The organism is Streptomyces sp. NPDC088246 (genome assembly GCF_044741025.1).
Taxonomy (GTDB): Bacteria; Actinomycetota; Actinomycetes; order Streptomycetales; family Streptomycetaceae; genus Streptomyces.
Genome location: NZ_JBIURV010000008.1, coordinates 238,354 through 252,140 on the forward strand (window position 1 = coordinate 238,354; position 13,787 = coordinate 252,140).

Annotated in this window: 17 protein-coding genes and 2 pseudogenes; 12 read left to right on the forward strand and 7 right to left on the reverse strand. The window is 69.6% G+C overall.

All coding sequences use genetic code 11. From position 1 onward, the window contains the following. The first annotated feature begins 66 nt into the window (after nucleotides 1-66). Nucleotides 67-744, forward strand: a complete 678-nt coding sequence (locus ACIPEK_RS14410) for a uracil-DNA glycosylase (protein ID WP_093894247.1) — start codon at nucleotides 67-69, stop codon at nucleotides 742-744. Nucleotides 745-1,152: 408 nt separating this feature from the next. Here the strand turns inward: ACIPEK_RS14410 and ACIPEK_RS14415 are convergent, their stop codons facing one another. Continuing rightward, the gene (locus ACIPEK_RS14415) at nucleotides 1,153-2,241 is read right to left on the reverse strand and encodes a WD40/YVTN/BNR-like repeat-containing protein (protein ID WP_401995169.1); all 1,089 of its coding nucleotides are present in this window, start codon (nucleotides 2,239-2,241) and stop codon (nucleotides 1,153-1,155) included. A gap of 184 nt (nucleotides 2,242-2,425) precedes the next feature. On the opposite strand from ACIPEK_RS14415, the gene ACIPEK_RS14420 reads away from it, so the two are divergent. Next, the gene (locus ACIPEK_RS14420; RefSeq protein WP_401995172.1) at nucleotides 2,426-3,142 is read left to right on the forward strand and encodes a cupin domain-containing protein; all 717 of its coding nucleotides are present in this window, start codon (nucleotides 2,426-2,428) and stop codon (nucleotides 3,140-3,142) included. Here ACIPEK_RS14420 and ACIPEK_RS14425 read toward each other — a convergent pair. Next, the gene (locus ACIPEK_RS14425; RefSeq protein WP_401995175.1) at nucleotides 3,130-3,672 is read right to left on the reverse strand and encodes a GNAT family N-acetyltransferase; all 543 of its coding nucleotides are present in this window, start codon (nucleotides 3,670-3,672) and stop codon (nucleotides 3,130-3,132) included. The genes ACIPEK_RS14420 and ACIPEK_RS14425 overlap by 13 nt on opposite strands. Nucleotides 3,673-3,777: 105 nt before the next feature. Between ACIPEK_RS14425 and ACIPEK_RS14430 the strand changes: the two are divergent. The 6 genes and pseudogenes from ACIPEK_RS14430 to ACIPEK_RS14455 form a co-directional block, all read left to right on the forward strand. Then, nucleotides 3,778-4,014: pseudogene (locus tag ACIPEK_RS14430) on the forward strand (hypothetical protein); the annotation flags it as partial. Nucleotides 4,015-4,049: 35 nt separating this feature from the next. Next, complete coding sequence (locus ACIPEK_RS14435) at nucleotides 4,050-4,430, forward strand: hypothetical protein (RefSeq protein WP_401995178.1); 381 nt, start codon at nucleotides 4,050-4,052, stop codon at nucleotides 4,428-4,430. Nucleotides 4,431-4,604: 174 nt separating this feature from the next. After that, the gene (locus tag ACIPEK_RS14440; protein WP_401995181.1) at nucleotides 4,605-5,702 is read left to right on the forward strand and encodes an NADH:flavin oxidoreductase/NADH oxidase; all 1,098 of its coding nucleotides are present in this window, start codon (nucleotides 4,605-4,607) and stop codon (nucleotides 5,700-5,702) included. Between the two features lie 344 nt (nucleotides 5,703-6,046). After that, on the forward strand, nucleotides 6,047-6,214 hold the full coding sequence (locus tag ACIPEK_RS14445) for a hypothetical protein (protein WP_401995184.1): 168 nt from the start codon (nucleotides 6,047-6,049) through the stop codon (nucleotides 6,212-6,214). A 480-nt stretch (nucleotides 6,215-6,694) separates the two neighbouring features. Beyond that, nucleotides 6,695-6,835: pseudogene (locus ACIPEK_RS14450) on the forward strand (ABC transporter permease); the annotation flags it as partial. Between the two features lie 108 nt (nucleotides 6,836-6,943). Then, nucleotides 6,944-7,360 carry an acyl-CoA thioesterase gene (locus ACIPEK_RS14455; protein ID WP_383068815.1) on the forward strand — a complete coding sequence of 139 codons (417 nt, stop codon included), beginning with the start codon at nucleotides 6,944-6,946 and terminating at the stop codon, nucleotides 7,358-7,360. Nucleotides 7,361-7,419: 59 nt separating this feature from the next. Here ACIPEK_RS14455 and ACIPEK_RS14460 read toward each other — a convergent pair whose 3' ends face one another. Continuing rightward, nucleotides 7,420-7,590, reverse strand: coding sequence for a hypothetical protein (locus ACIPEK_RS14460; protein ID WP_401995187.1), 171 nt, complete (start codon nucleotides 7,588-7,590; stop codon nucleotides 7,420-7,422). Between the two features lie 68 nt (nucleotides 7,591-7,658). Here ACIPEK_RS14460 and ACIPEK_RS14465 point away from each other — a divergent pair, with 68 nt between their 5' ends. Then, nucleotides 7,659-8,039, forward strand: coding sequence for a hypothetical protein (locus tag ACIPEK_RS14465; RefSeq protein ID WP_401995190.1), 381 nt, complete (start codon nucleotides 7,659-7,661; stop codon nucleotides 8,037-8,039). Nucleotides 8,040-8,079: 40 nt separating this feature from the next. Here the strand turns inward: ACIPEK_RS14465 and ACIPEK_RS14470 are convergent, their stop codons facing one another. Further along, the gene (locus tag ACIPEK_RS14470; protein WP_401995193.1) at nucleotides 8,080-8,715 is read right to left on the reverse strand and encodes an NAD(P)-dependent oxidoreductase; all 636 of its coding nucleotides are present in this window, start codon (nucleotides 8,713-8,715) and stop codon (nucleotides 8,080-8,082) included. Nucleotides 8,716-8,816: 101 nt separating this feature from the next. Here ACIPEK_RS14470 and ACIPEK_RS14475 point away from each other — a divergent pair, with 101 nt between their 5' ends. Together ACIPEK_RS14475 and ACIPEK_RS14480 are read left to right on the forward strand one after the other, a co-directional pair. Continuing rightward, on the forward strand, nucleotides 8,817-9,194 hold the full coding sequence (locus tag ACIPEK_RS14475) for a winged helix-turn-helix transcriptional regulator (RefSeq protein WP_401995196.1): 378 nt from the start codon (nucleotides 8,817-8,819) through the stop codon (nucleotides 9,192-9,194). Between the two features lie 90 nt (nucleotides 9,195-9,284). Then, nucleotides 9,285-9,665 carry an ArsR/SmtB family transcription factor gene (locus ACIPEK_RS14480; protein WP_401995199.1) on the forward strand — a complete coding sequence of 127 codons (381 nt, stop codon included), beginning with the start codon at nucleotides 9,285-9,287 and terminating at the stop codon, nucleotides 9,663-9,665. Between the two features lie 2 nt (nucleotides 9,666-9,667). On the opposite strand, the gene ACIPEK_RS14485 is transcribed toward ACIPEK_RS14480, so the two are convergent. Both ACIPEK_RS14485 and ACIPEK_RS14490 read right to left on the reverse strand, forming a co-directional pair. Beyond that, nucleotides 9,668-11,086 (reverse strand): FAD-dependent oxidoreductase, encoded by a 1,419-nt coding sequence (locus tag ACIPEK_RS14485; RefSeq protein WP_401995202.1) that lies wholly within the window; start codon nucleotides 11,084-11,086, stop codon nucleotides 9,668-9,670. Between the two features lie 77 nt (nucleotides 11,087-11,163). Next, nucleotides 11,164-11,850, reverse strand: coding sequence for a DUF305 domain-containing protein (locus ACIPEK_RS14490; RefSeq protein ID WP_401995205.1), 687 nt, complete (start codon nucleotides 11,848-11,850; stop codon nucleotides 11,164-11,166). Nucleotides 11,851-12,008: 158 nt separating this feature from the next. Here ACIPEK_RS14490 and ACIPEK_RS14495 point away from each other — a divergent pair, with 158 nt between their 5' ends. Next, entirely contained in the window at nucleotides 12,009-13,499 is a 1,491-nt protein-coding gene (locus ACIPEK_RS14495; protein WP_383068829.1) for an LVIVD repeat-containing protein, read from the forward strand. Nucleotides 13,500-13,607: 108 nt separating this feature from the next. On the opposite strand, the gene ACIPEK_RS14500 is transcribed toward ACIPEK_RS14495, so the two are convergent. Next, nucleotides 13,608-13,787, reverse strand: coding sequence for a hypothetical protein (locus ACIPEK_RS14500; protein ID WP_093894798.1), 180 nt, complete (start codon nucleotides 13,785-13,787; stop codon nucleotides 13,608-13,610).

Below are 13,787 nucleotides of genomic sequence, written 5' to 3' on the forward strand. Positions count from 1 at the left end.
GGACCGGCTGCGGAAGCCGCCACAGCGGCGGGGAGCGGGTCCAGTACGCCGGTAGAGTGATGCTTCGTGGCACCACGACCGTTGAATGAAGTAGTCGAGCCCGGCTGGGCCGAGGCGCTGGCCCCTGTGGCCGGACGCGTCGCCGCGATGGGCGATTTCCTCCGTGCGGAGGTCGCAGCCGGCCGCACCTATCTGCCGGCCGGCGCGAACGTTCTGCGCGCATTCCAGCAACCCTTCGACGAGGTACGCGTCCTGATCGTCGGTCAGGACCCCTACCCGACACCCGGGATGGCCATGGGGCTGAGCTTCTCCGTGGCCCCCGAGGTGCGTCAGCTGCCCGGCAGTCTGGAGAACATCTTCCGGGAGCTGCACACGGACCTGGGGCTTCCGCGACCGTCCAACGGCGATCTGACGCCCTGGACGCGCCAGGGCGTGCTGCTGCTCAACAGGGCGCTCACCACGGCGCCCCGCAAACCGGGCGCGCACCGCGGCAAGGGCTGGGAAGAAGTGACCGAGCAGGCCATCCGGGCCCTGGCCGCGCGTGGCAAGCCCCTGGTGTCAGTGCTGTGGGGGCGCGACGCCCGTAATCTGCGGCCGTTCCTCGACGGTTTCCCGGCGATCGAGTCCGCACACCCCTCGCCCATGTCGGCGGACCGCGGCTTCTTCGGCTCGCGCCCGTTCAGCCGCACCAATGAACTCCTGCTCCGCCAGGGGGCCCAGCCGGTGGACTGGCAGCTGCCATGAGCCGAAGCCGCCGTCGGTGCGGGACCGGCGGCGGCGAAGCTCCCTCTCCGTCTGCCTGCCCCACTCCTCAGGCGTCCATGACGATGACCCGCTCGAGGGCCTTGCCGGTGGGCCCCTTCGGGAGCTGGTCCACCAGTTGGACGATTCGCGGGTACTTGTAGGGGGCCACTCGGGCCTTGGCAGGCCGCCGACCAGACTGGATTCGGTCTGATCGACCCCCAGGGCGCCGCTGCGCAGGGTCAGTTTGCCCCAGCGCCCACCGACTTCGGCGGATGGGGCCCGGGCAGCCTGTGGTCGATGGTATGTACGAGCGATTCGCGCCGTTCGCCCGCCGCACCCGACCGCGGGTCCCAGGTGAACAGCGGCAGGTGGACGCGGCCCCTGCTCCACCGCTGACGACCACACCGGTCAAGTGCCGATGACCGCCGCCCGGACGCACAGGACGTCCGGCAGGTGTGAGGCGAGCTGCTGCCAGCTGTCCCCGTCGTCCGCGCTCGCGTACACCTCGCCGTTGCGATTGCCGAAGTAGACGCCCGCAGGGTCGGCGTCGTCCGTACACAGCGCATCGCGCAGCACCGTGCCGTAATGCGTCTCCTCGGGCAGGCCCGCCGACAGCGGCTCCCAGGTGCTGCCCGCGTCGCCCGTGCGGAAGACCCGGCAGCGGTGCTCGGCCGGCACGCGGTCGGCATCGGCATTGATCGGGAAGAGGTACGCCGTGTCCGCGCGGTGCGGGTGCGCGGCTGCGGCGAATCCGAAATCGGAGGGCAGGCCCCGGCCGATGTCCGTCCAGTTGTCCCCGGAGTCGTCGCTCCGGAACACTCCCCAGTGGTTCTGGAGGTAGAGGCGGTCGGGATCGGCCGCGTCCCGGGCCACCTTGTGGACGCACTGACCGAACTCCGGATCCGGGTCGGGGAGGAAGACCGCCGACACTCCCTTGTTCGACGGAGCCCAGCTCGCGCCGCCGTCCTTGGTGCGGAACACCCCGGCCGTGGAGACCGCGACCGTCACGGCCCGGGCATCCCTGGGGTCCGTGAGGATCGTGTGCAGACCCTCACCGCCCCCGCCCGGCACCCACTTCGAACGCGTCGGATGCTCCCACAGCGGGCGGACCAGCTCGAAGGACACCCCGCCGTCCTGAGAACGGAACAGCGCCGCCGGCTCGGTCCCCGCGTACACGACATCAGGCGCCTCGGGGCCCGCCGGATGGAGCTGCCAGACCCGCTCCAGCGATGCCTCGGTGAACTGAGGGAACTTCACGGCCGGTTGCTGTGGTTCGACCCAGGTGCTGCCCAGGTCGTCGGAGCGGAAGACCGAAGGGCCCCAGTGCGCGCTGTCCCCGCCGACCAGCAGCCGGGGGACCTGCCTGCGGGTGTCGATGGCGATCGAATAGATCGCCTGGGCATTGAAATGCGGGCCGTCGAACTCCCACACGCCACCGCGCCTGCGGCCGATGAAGAGTCCCTTGCGGGTACCCACGGTGAGTAGTACGTCGGTCATGGCCGAACCTCCCGAAACGCCGTTGTGTCGGATACGGGCCAGTCTGCACCCCACCACTGACAGTGGCCCGCAGGGCAGCTCCGGTCACCGGACCCTGTTGCTTCCACGGTCGGCGAAGGTACGGTGCAGCGGGTATGGAAAGCGCTTGCCCCCGGCGCCGACGCAGAGAGACCGAGGAGTAGCTGTGCCGACCTTCGAAGGGCTGCCCGGTGCCGTCGCCGTTTCCCACCTGCGGGTGTACGACTGGCCCACCGCGGACGGCCTGCGCGGCGGGACGCCCCATCTCCACCTCACCTGCTCCGAGGGGTATGTGGTGGTCGGGGGCACGGGCTCGGTGCAGACCCTCACCGCGTCGGGGTTCCGGCAGACGCCGCTGGCCCCGGGAGCCCTGGTCTGGTTCACGCCGGGCACGATCCACCGCCTGGTCAACGAGGACGGGCTGCGCATCGTCGTCCTCATGGAGAACAGCGGGCTGCCCGAGGCCGGTGACGCCGTACTCACCCTGCCGTCCCGCCACCTCGCGGACCCCGACGCCTACCGGGCGGCGGTCGTCCTTCCCGTCGACGGCTCCGAAGAGGAACAGGAGCGGGCCGCTCGCGCCCGCCGTGATCTCGCCGTCGAGGGTTTTCTCGCCCTGCGCCGGGCCACCGAGGCGGGTGACCCCGAACCGCTCGCCGATTTCCACCGGGCCGCCGCCGCACTCGTACGCCCGAGGACCGAGGACTGGCGGGGGCGCTGGCAGAAGGGGGCCGCTGCCGCGTCCGAGGTGACCGGCGGACAGCTCGACGCTCTGGCGCGCGGTGACGGCGGATACCTCGCCGACGCCTGTGTGCACGCCGAACAGCCCTCCGCGTACGGAAAGTTCGGCATGTGCGGCCGTCTGGACGTCTACCTCGGCTGATTCGCCCCTGCGATGCCGGCGCAGGCGGAGCGCGTCAGGACCCGGGTCGTGCTGCCGTCCTCCTCCAACGTGTCCCGGACGTGCCGGAAGCCGATCCGGCCCAGCAGCGCCAGCGAAGCCGCGTTCTCGGCGGCCACTGTCGCATGCACCTCGGTGAGCCCGAGGACGTCGAACCCGTACGAAGTCAGTGTCTGCGCGATCTCGGTGCCGAACCCCTGTCCCCATGCGTCCGGAGCCAGGGCGTAGACGATCTCGTGGCCGTCCACATCCGGGGACGGGGAGGGCTTGATCTCCGCATGGCCGACCAGACGGCCGCCCTGTCGCACGGCCCATACGTCGAAGAGCTCCTGTGCGTACACCTTGCTGAAGACTCGCCCGAACAGGGCGCGGTCCTCGGCCTCGGTACAGGGTCCGTCACCCATCCACCGGGACACCCGGGCGTCCTGGAAGAGCGCCACGAAGCCGTCCTCGTCCGCGGGTGCGTACGGCTCCAGGAGCAGCCGCCCGGTGTGCAGGGTGGGGGTCGTCATGACGGGGGACGGTACGCGGCTCCCGTCCGGGCGGCAACGGAATAGAAGCGCAGGTCGGACCGGTGAGCGGGGTGAGGGCAGGAGGGATCGGCGCTGGGCTCCGCGGTGAACGTCATGGCGGTGACGGGTTGCGACGACGGCACGATGAACGTCCAGTGGGCCCGCAACACCTCGGACAACGTCAATGTCACCAGTACGGTGCACCGGATCGGCCGGCCCGGAGTCCATGTGCTGAAATTCTGGGTGGTCGACCCGACGGTGGTGCCGCAGAACCTGGTGGTCGACACCGGCGGCCTCAAGCCCAGCTATCTGGGCCCGCTGGAGAGCCTCCGGCTGCACTGAGCCGAAGGGTGCACCGGGCAAGGGGAGACAGAGCGATGACGAGTGGGATCGAGGACCGGGACGGACACGTTGCGACTCTGGAGGTGACCCCCGTTGGGGCGGGGGTCCAGGTCCGGGGCGTGGCACCGTCGGGAGAACTCGCTGTGATCTGCACCCCCGCCCGCGCCCGGGAACTGGCGGCGGCTCTCGCCCTCGCGGCGGACGAGGCCGAGAGTAAGCAGTCGGCGGAGCCCGTCACCGTCAAGGCGCGCGAACTGCGTCGAGGGGATGTACGCGACGGCGACCGGGCCATGACGGTGGAGGGCGTCAGGATCGACGGCACCACCGCCCATGTCACCTGGAAGTCGGACGCCGGACGCAGCTGGACCCAGGGTTACGACGCGGACGCCGACATCACACTGAGGCGTCGCGGATAGCCCGCATACGGCCGGTCGGCGGCGCGTGAGGCCCATTCCCGGCCGGAAACGGACCGGGAATGGGCCTCACGCATGTCCACGCCTTTGTACGAGGGGCGTCGTAATTTGACGAGTGCCGTAGTACGAGATGTATCGTACTAGCGATTCTTCCGTACCGTCGAAACGGAGTCCCACGTGAGTGCCCTCTTCGAGCCCTACACCTTGCGGTCGCTCGTCATTCCCAACCGGGTGTGGATGGCGCCCATGTGCCAGTACAGCGCCGAACCTGTGGGGCCGAACGCGGGCGTCGCGACCGACTGGCACTTCGCCCACCTCGCGGCGCGTGCCGTCGGCGGCACCGGACTCATCCTCACCGAGGCGACGGCCGTCAGCCCCGAGGGCCGGATCAGCCCGGCAGACCTCGGCATCTGGAACGACACCCAGGTGGCCGCCTTCCGCCGGATCACGGACTTCATCACGGGGCAGGGATCGGTTCCCGGCATCCAGCTCGCCCATGCCGGTCGCAAGGCGTCGACGGCTGCCCCCTGGCTGGGCGGTGGCCCCGTCGGGCCGGATGCGCACGGCTGGACGCCCGTCGCCCCCAGCCCGCTGCCGTTCGACGACGGTCACCCCGTGCCGCACGAGCTGACCGTGGACGAGATCCAGGGCGTCGTCGGCCGGTTTCGCGAGGCCGCCCGCCGCGCGCTCGACGCGGGCTTCCGGGTTGCCGAGGTGCACGGAGCCCACGGCTACCTCGTCGGACAGTTCCTCTCCCCGCACAGCAACCGGCGTGACGACGAGTACGGCGGCAGCTTCGAGAACCGCATCCGCTTCGCCCTGCAGGTCGTCGACGCGGTGCGGGAGGTCTGGCCGGAGGAACTGCCCGTCCTCTTCCGGATCTCCGCGACGGACTGGCTCACGGAGAACGACGAGGACGAGCGCGAGGGCTGGACCGTCGACGAGACCGTACGACTGGCCGAGGAGCTCCAGGCCCACGGCGTCGACCTGCTGGACGTTTCCAGCGGCGGGAACGCCCCGCGCGCCCGCATCGAGGCCGGGCCGGGCTACCAGGTTCCCTTCGCCGAGCGGGTCAAGGCGGGGACCTCGCTCCCCGTGGCGGCTGTGGGCCTGATCACCGACCCGCAGCAGGCCGAGAAGATCATCACAGAGGGCCGGGCGGACGCGGTTCTCCTCGGGCGCGAGCTGCTGCGGAGCCCGTCGTGGGCCCAGCACGCAGCCCGCGAACTCGGCGGCGAACTCCGCACGCCGGAGCAGTACCTCAGCGCGGTCTGACAGCCAGGCGCTGCACCCGGGCCTCCAGGCGATTCCGGCAAGGGCGACTTCATCGACCACCACGACTACCTCAACCGTGAGGCACCGCTCTCGGACGGCCGGGCCGCGATGGTCGGCGAGCGCGGCGGCTTCACCCTCCGTACCTCCGGGCACATGTGGCCGGGCGCCCCCGGGCCGTCTACAGCGGCGTCGCCGATTGCAGTGGACATGTTGTCGACGCCCAGGACCTTGCAGGAGTGCAGATCACGGATCCGGTATCAGCCGTCGGAGAGCCACTGTCCTGCGTCCGGATCGGCCGTCGGAAGGCCGTGATCCGCAGCCGCGTCGCACCCATGGGAATGAGCGTGACATCCTCCACCGGCTCGCTGCTGCACACCGGGCTGTCCTGGAGCGGGGCGAAGACATGCTCACTGCCCGCGCTCCACTCGGGAATCCGGCGGACGCGCGCGGTCATGGTCGGCGGGGTGCCGTCGAGGGTGAACAGGGGCACCGCCCGGGCGCGCGGCAGGTGAGGTCTGCCGCAGTAAATCCTTGGCTTGCCAAGGCAGTTGCCTTGAGGGGTGAAGCAGCTCACCGTGAGTTCTTCGCGGCGCCTTCGGGAGTGCAGAGGCACCGTGAAAGCGAAAGCGCGAGGCTGGGAACCGGGGCAGACCGAATGGGCCGGCACTCGCACTGGAAGGCGGTCTTGGTCGTCGGTGGTGAAGGTGCGGTAGGCGATGGTGCGGCACAACTCGCGCTGCCACTTGGCGGGGGCGAGGGCGAGCGGGCCGCCGACGCCGGCGGACCCGTTCTCGCTCCGGGTTCCGGCACTTTTTGGAAACGCGTCGGCAGCTCTCCTGCCGCCCGTGCCACGCCGCCTATATAACGTTGTAAACCGAGCCGCCGACAGGCCGCGCAGGCTCTCACGACCACCGGTTCGGCACTGTTTCGCGCAGCTCGGAGCGGGGTCGTGAGGAATGCAGTGACATCACCCGCCCAGCGGTCGATGCATCGAGGGCAGCACATGGGGCTTCGGCTACCCGATCCTGATCGCCCTCGTGCTGTCCGGCGGCGGTGGACTGCTCCTGCAGCGCACATCGTTCGGGCAGACCCTCTTCGCCGTCGGCGGCAGCAGCGACACGGCCACCCTGCTATTGGGGCGAGGAAGTTGCCTGGGCATGACAGGTGCGTAAAGAGCTGCGGCGTGGACAGTTGTGCGGGTGTGGGGGAATGGTGCAGTGCGCCGTGATGTTGAGACGTCCATGACCTTTTCTGTGGACGTGACCGTCCGGGGCTACGAACTCGACACGCAGGGACATCTGAACCAGGCCGTCTATTTGCAGTACGCCGAGCACGCACGCTGGGAACTGCTGCGCGCTGCCGGCCTGTCGCAGGAGAAGCTGCTGGCCAGCGGCGTTGGGCCAGTGGCCCTTGAGGCGACGGTGAAGTTCCTGCGGGAGCTCCGCGGCGGCGACCGGGTGCGGGTGACCTGCCAGTTCGTATACGGCGAGGGGAAGACGTTCAAGGTCGCGCAGAAGATCCTCAAAGAGGACGGCACGGTCGCGGCGCAGATCACGGGCGTGGCGGGGATGCTCGACCTGACGGCCCGCAAGCTGATCGCCGATCCGGCCGGGCATCTTGCCTCACTGGCCGAGAACGCGGACCTGCTCAGCGGCTGACCGGCCGCCCCGCGGCTATGCGGTGCCGGTGGTCGGGCCTGCCTGCTGATACAGCGTCATCAGTACGTCGTGCTCGGGCTGATCTCCGGCGTCCTCCTCGGCTTCGTCGACCAGTCCAGCGAGGGTCTCGCCGAGTTGTTGTGCCTTCGCGGGGCTGAGTCGAGGTGGCGCAACGGCAGGTGTGACTCGGCTGGGGAGCGGTCCAGCTCCTGGGCGATTTCGGCGAACATCGCCGCAGTGCCTGCTTCTTATCGAGGAGACAGCCCGGCTCCTGAATGAGCACTACGTCTTCCCGGAGATGGCCGAGCAGCTTGCCGGCCTGAGCGCTGCGAGCAGTCCTGGAGCCTGCCGCAGGTTCCCGGCGCGCGCTTCGGCGGCGACAAACCGTTGTACGTGCTGGCCGTGCCCGTACGTTTTCGGCACCGAGGAGCTGACGTACGACCTGCAACAGCTCGGCCGCGCCGTAGTTGTCGGCGAGCCGACCGGCGGTGGGGCACACCCGCGGGAGGGCTGGACGGTGCATCCGCACCTGGAGGCCACCATCCCGGCCGGCTGCCCGGTCAACCCCGTCTCCGGCACCAACTGGGAGGGCACCGGCGTGCAGCCGGACATCCTCCGCCCAACCGCCGATGCCCCCGAACGCGCCCACGCACCGGCCGTCGCCCGGCTGGCGGGCTGACGTCCTCGGCCGACCGGCCTGCTGCGACCGGCCGGTTCGGTCATGCCTCCTTGATGCCGATGTGCATGCGGTGGTGACCGGGGGCGTCGATCTCGTCGAGCAGGGCGATGGCGAAGTCGCCGTAGGAAATGCGGGCGGCGGCGTCGACCGTGGCCGTGGTGTAACGGCCGGAGCGCGTCCCCTCGTGGCCGAAGTCCCCGGCCGGACTGACGACCAGCCAGTCCAGTGCGGTGGCCGAGGTACGCAGCACCGCCGTTCCGGCTGCGTGGCCGTGGCTGAAGGGACGGTACTCCTGAGGGAAACCGGGGGCGTCCATCAACGGGGTTCCATCGGCGGTCTCCATGGTTGCCGACAGGCCGACGGAGATCAGCCGGGGCACACCGGCCCGCGTCAGTCCGTCGGTGAGAGCGCGGGCGGCAGCCGTGAAGAAGACATCGGGCAGGGCGCCACCGTCGTGGACGGCGGAGATCGCGGCATCGTGCCCGGATGCGAGGTCGGCAACAGCCCCCACTTCGGTGACATCGCCGGTCACGAGCCGGACGCCCGGACCTTCGAGCTCTCGGTACTTGGCCGGTTCGCGCACGACCGCGGTGACACGATGTCCGCGGCGAAGGGCCTCGCCGACGGCTGCCCGCCCCGCCCTGCCACCTGCGCCGAAGATGATGATCCTGCTCATGTGCCTACCTCGCCTCGCGTCCTGGAAACTCTGTGCCGACGTGCTCGGGCAAGGTAGCCGGAGCCGTGGTCACCTCCCGGATACCTCGCTAATGTGGCTCCGTGACCAAGCCGCTGGACCCGGAGATGTTCGACCCGGTCTGTCCGACCGGACTGATGCCGATCCGTGTGGGGGACAAATGGGCCGGAATGATCGTCCAGTGCCTTGAGGGCGGCCCGCGACGCTTCTCCGAGCTACGGATCCCGCTGCGTACGGTCACGCCCAAGGTCCTCACCCAGTCACTCCGGTCGCTGGAGCGTGACGGTTTCGTCGTCCGCACGGCCCGGGCCGGACCGGCCCGGTACGTCCAGTACGAACTGACCTCGCTCGGCCGGAGTCTCCTTGAGCTGCTGGACACCGTGCGCACCTGGGCGGAGATCCACATGGAAGAGGTCATCGACGCCCGTGAAGCGGCATCGCGCGCCGATCGCACCGGGTGATGCGCGGCCGGACCTGTCGTACGGTGAATCTCAAACTACGATGAGTCTCGTATCATGAGGGACCGGACCAAGCCAGGAAGTGGAGCCATCGTGACCCCAGCCAGCGCCCCTGCCACAAGCGCCGCTGCGGTCGGCGGCCGCTCGCTCGACCACCCCACGCGGGACGAGATCCGCATCGAGGCAGTGCTCCATGCACTCTCCGACCCGATGAGGCTGCGCGTGGTCCGCGAGCTGGCCGCCGCCGATGCCGAGATCACCTGCTCCCACTTCGACCTGCCGGTGTCCAAGTCGACGACCACGCACCACTTCCGGGTGCTGCGCGAGAGCGGGATCGTCCAGCAGATCTACCGCGGCACCGCCAAGATGAACGGACTGCGCCGCGACGATCTGGAGGCGCTGTTTCCCGGTCTTCTGGACAGCATTCTCGACGCCGCGAACCGGCAGGTGCAGCGCATCGGCGAGGACCGATAGCCTCACGATCCGACCCGGTCGCCACCCTCCGCGGCGCTCAGCAGCCCCGCCCAGTCCGGGATCTTCACCGGCCCCCGGCCGAGCGACCGTCCCAGCGCCGCCTCCGCCCGCTCGATGGACAGCCAGCCGTCCCACTCCACCGGGCGCAGTCCCCACGCCCGCAGCGCGGCCACGGGATCGGGCGCCGACGGGCGCCCCGCGAGCAGCGTGGCGTCATCGAGCAACGATGCCACCGTCTCCTTCGCGCACGACCGGTTCGAACCGATCACTCCGGTCGGCCCCCGCTTGATCCACCCGGCGACGTACTCCCCGGGTGACGGCACCCCGTCCCGCAGCACCCGCCCCGCCAGGTGCGGCACGGTCCCGCGCGCCGGGTCGAACGGCAGGCCGGGCAGCGGCAGCCCGTGATAGCCGACGGCCCGCAGCACGAGCTGGGCGTCGATGTCCTCGTACGTACCGGCGTCGCGCACGCCCCCGCTGCCGTTCGGCACGGTACGGGCGAACCGCACCCCGGCCACCCGCCCGTCCCGCTCCAGCAGTTCGACAGGGCGCAGAAAGAACCGCAGTCGGATCGTGCGCAGCGGGTCTCCCTCCGCGCCCGCACCTGCGGGGCCGGCTGCGGCCCATCCGCGCAGCACCTCGACATTGCGCCGCGCCGCCGCCGTCAGGGGTGGTGCGTTCGGTGGTGAGGGCAGGGCCGGCGCCGACCGGGGGGACGGATCGACGTACGCCGGGTCGAGGGCCAGCTCCGCCTCGTCCACCACCACCCGCGCCCGCGGCAGCGCGCCCAGCTCCCGCAGTTCCTTGGTGGTGAACCGGGCCTGGGAGGGTCCGCGCCTGCCCGCCATGTGGACCTCGCGCACCCGGCTTCCGGCCAGCGCGCCGAGCGCCCCGTGCGGTACGTCGGTGGGGCGCAGCTCCTCCGCGCTCCGGGCGAGAATCCGCGCCACGTCCACCGCCACATTGCCGACCCCGATCACCACGACCGAACGGGCCTGCAGCGCAAAGCTGTTGTACGCGGCGTCGGGGTGTGCGCTGTACCAGGAGACGAACTCGGTCGCGGAGCAACTGCCGGGCAGATCCTCGCCGGGGACGGCGAGGCCGCGGTCGGTCGCCGCCCCGACGCAGTACACGACTGCCTGGTAGAGCTCGCCGAGACGTTCGGACGGGATCCCGCCGCCGCCCACCTCGACATTGCCGAGGAAGGTGATCCGCTCGTGCTCCAGGACGGTCCGCAGACTGTTCTGCAGCGATTTGATCTTCTCGTGGTCGGGGGCGACGCCGTAGCGCACCAGGCCGTACGGGCAGGGGAGCCGGTCCAGCACATGGACCCGGACACCGGGCACCCGGTCCTGCTCGACCAGGGCCTGGGCGGCATAGACCCCACTGGGTCCGGAGCCGACGACGGCGACACGGAGCACGGCGCACCTCTTCCCGCAGGATGCCTCCAGCATGGCACCGGTGGGCGGAGCAGGGGAGAGGCGCGCCCGGGGCGCGGTCAGGACGACATCGCGCGCATTCTGTCGATCTCCACCGTCTGCTGGGCGACGACGTCCCCGGCCATCTCCTCGACCTGCACGTTGTTCCCCTGCGAGAGCACCTCCGTCGCCATCGTGATCGCTCCCTGATGGTGGGTGATCATCAGCTTCAGAAAGAGCTTGTCGAAGGCCGCGCCGTCCGCCGTCCGCAGCTGATCCAACTGCGCCGGGGCCGCCATTCCGGGCATCGCCGAGTGATCGTGGCCGCTCTTGCGCTTCTCTCCGCCATTGTGTTTGAGCCATCCCTCCATGGCACCGATCTCCGGCTTCTGGCCTGCGGTGATGCGCTCGGCGAGCCGCTTGACCGCGGTGGAGTCGGAGCGGGCAGGGACGAGACCGGTCAACTCCAGCGCCTGAGAGTGGTGTTGGATCATCATCTGCACATATCGGAAGTCGGCCGAGTTGGGGGTGTCGTCCCCGGCGGCCTTCGCGGCCTCCTCGGCGGACAGGGTCCGCGCGGGTTCTCCCGGTTTCCCGGGCGCCACAACCGAAGTCCCCCCGCCCGCCCGCGACTTCGTACGGTTGTCACCGCCTCCCTCATCGCATGCGCCCAGGGTGAGAACGGCGGACATGACGGCCACGGCGAGAACGGATCTGCGTACACACATGGTCCGACGGCGGATCAACAAGTGGACCTCCATTGCCATATGGGGCGGTTGCGAACCGTCCTGACACGCTTCCGCACCACAGCGATCAGAAACTTTCATTACGTCTCTGTTGCCATCTGTTGGGATACCTGTGGGGAGGACGATACTGCCGGTGTCCGTGAACTGTTCAACTACGTACGGATGCATGGGAGGACGCAGTGATTTCGTTGCACACGAGCCCGGCGCGGCGCAGACGTCTGGGTGTGGCCGTGGCAGCCGCCGGGCTGCTGGCCACGCTGCTGACGGCCGGACCGGCGGCCGCGACGCCCGACCCCGGTGATACGGCCACCGCCCGTACCGGTGTCTCCGCCGCGCAGGAGGCCGAAGCCGCGGCCGCCATCAGCAGCGGCGAGATACCCGGCGTGGACGAGATCGTCCACAGCAGCAACATCACCCATCTGGCCAACGTCCCGAAGGACGCACTCAAGGGGCTGAACACGGACCTGGCCTTCCAGGGGAAGTACGCCTTCGCAGGAAACTACGACGGCTTCCGGATCTACGACATCAGCAATCCGAAGTCCCCGAAGACGGTCGCCCAGGTCCTCTGCCCCGGATCGCAGAACGACATCTCGGTCTCCGGAAACCTGCTCTTCCTGTCCACCGACTCCTCGCGCAGCGACAACTCCTGCACAAGCACCACCCAGCCCGCCACCGAGAAGTCCTCCTGGGAGGGCATGAAGGTCTTCGACATCAGCGACAAGCGCAACCCGAAGTATGTCGCCGCTGTCGAGACCGCCTGTGGGTCGCACACCCACACGCTGGTCCCCGAACGCAAGAACGTATACGTGTACGTCTCCTCGTACTCGCCGAGCGAGACGTTCCCGGACTGCCAGCCGCCGCACGACGGGATCTCCGTCATCAAGGTGCCGCGCAACGCCCCCGAGAAGGCCGCGGTCGTGAATTTCCCGGTGCTCTTCCCGGACGGCGGCAACCCGGGCGCCCCGACCAACCCGGGCGTCTCCAAGACGACCGGCTGCCACGACATCACGGTGCTGCCCTCGAAGGACCTGGCCGCCGGTGCCTGCATGGGCGACGGTCTGCTGTTCTCCATCAAGGACCCGGAGAACCCGAAGATCATCGACCGGGTGCAGGACAACGTGAACTTCGCGTTCTGGCACTCCGCGACGTTCAACCAGAAGGCCGACAAGGTCGTCTTCACCGATGAACTCGGCGGTGGTGGCGCAGCCACCTGCAACGAGGAGATCGGCCCGAAGCGCGGCGCCGACGGTATATACGACATCGTCGGCAGGGGAGACCACCGCAAGCTGGTCTTCCGCAGCTACTTCAAGATCGACCGTCCGCAGGCCGACACGGAGGTCTGTGTCGCCCACAACGGTTCGATCATCCCGGTCAAGGGCCGCGACCTGATGGTTCAGGCCTGGTACCAGGGTGGAGTCTCGGTTTGGGACTTCACCGACTCCTCGAAGCCGAAGGAGATCGGCTACTTCGAGCGCGGCCCCGTCAGCACGGACGCGGTCACCACGGCCGGCCCCTGGTCGGCGTACTACTACAACGGCTACATCTACTCCAACGACATCGCCAAGGGCTTCGACGTCCTGAAGCTCGACGACCGGCGGACCGACCCGGCGAAGCGGGTGCGGCTGGACGAGCTCAATGTTCAGACGCAGCCGGACTACTTCGACCACTGATCCGGCCGGTTCACCCGATCGGCCGCCACCATCCTGCTCCACCGCGCACCGAGCGCGTCCCGCCGGGCGGATCCCCCGCCCGGCGGGACGCCGCAGTCGACGTCCGCGTCAGGCGGCCGTCCTGGCGCTCCCGCCGGTCGCCGCGGCCCATTCCACGAGCAGCCGCTGGTACTGCTCCTCGTCCTCCGGGGACAGGCAGCCGCCGGAGCGCTGCCACAGGTCACGAATCTCTTTGTTCACCACGGCGGCAGTACGCACGGAATCGGAGGAGCACGGAGAACGGGACAT

What these genes read in the sequence shown, in the direction of transcription:
- ACIPEK_RS14435 (WP_401995178.1), top strand. Translation starts at nt 4,050, where the DNA reads ATGACGAGTGGGATCGAGGACCGGGACGGACACGTTGCGACTCTGGAG.
- ACIPEK_RS14490 (WP_401995205.1), bottom strand. Translation starts at nt 11,850, where the DNA reads ATGGCAATGGAGGTCCACTTGTTGATCCGCCGTCGGACCATGTGTGTA.
- ACIPEK_RS14465 (WP_401995190.1), top strand. Translation starts at nt 7,659, where the DNA reads ATGGCCGAGCAGCTTGCCGGCCTGAGCGCTGCGAGCAGTCCTGGAGCC.
- ACIPEK_RS14455 (WP_383068815.1), top strand. Translation starts at nt 6,944, where the DNA reads ATGACCTTTTCTGTGGACGTGACCGTCCGGGGCTACGAACTCGACACG.
- ACIPEK_RS14460 (WP_401995187.1), bottom strand. Translation starts at nt 7,590, where the DNA reads ATGTTCGCCGAAATCGCCCAGGAGCTGGACCGCTCCCCAGCCGAGTCA.
- ACIPEK_RS14415 (WP_401995169.1), bottom strand. Translation starts at nt 2,241, where the DNA reads ATGACCGACGTACTACTCACCGTGGGTACCCGCAAGGGACTCTTCATC.
- ACIPEK_RS14500 (WP_093894798.1), bottom strand. Translation starts at nt 13,787, where the DNA reads ATGTCCCGTTCTCCGTGCTCCTCCGATTCCGTGCGTACTGCCGCCGTG.
- ACIPEK_RS14425 (WP_401995175.1), bottom strand. Translation starts at nt 3,672, where the DNA reads ATGACGACCCCCACCCTGCACACCGGGCGGCTGCTCCTGGAGCCGTAC.
- ACIPEK_RS14470 (WP_401995193.1), bottom strand. Translation starts at nt 8,715, where the DNA reads ATGAGCAGGATCATCATCTTCGGCGCAGGTGGCAGGGCGGGGCGGGCA.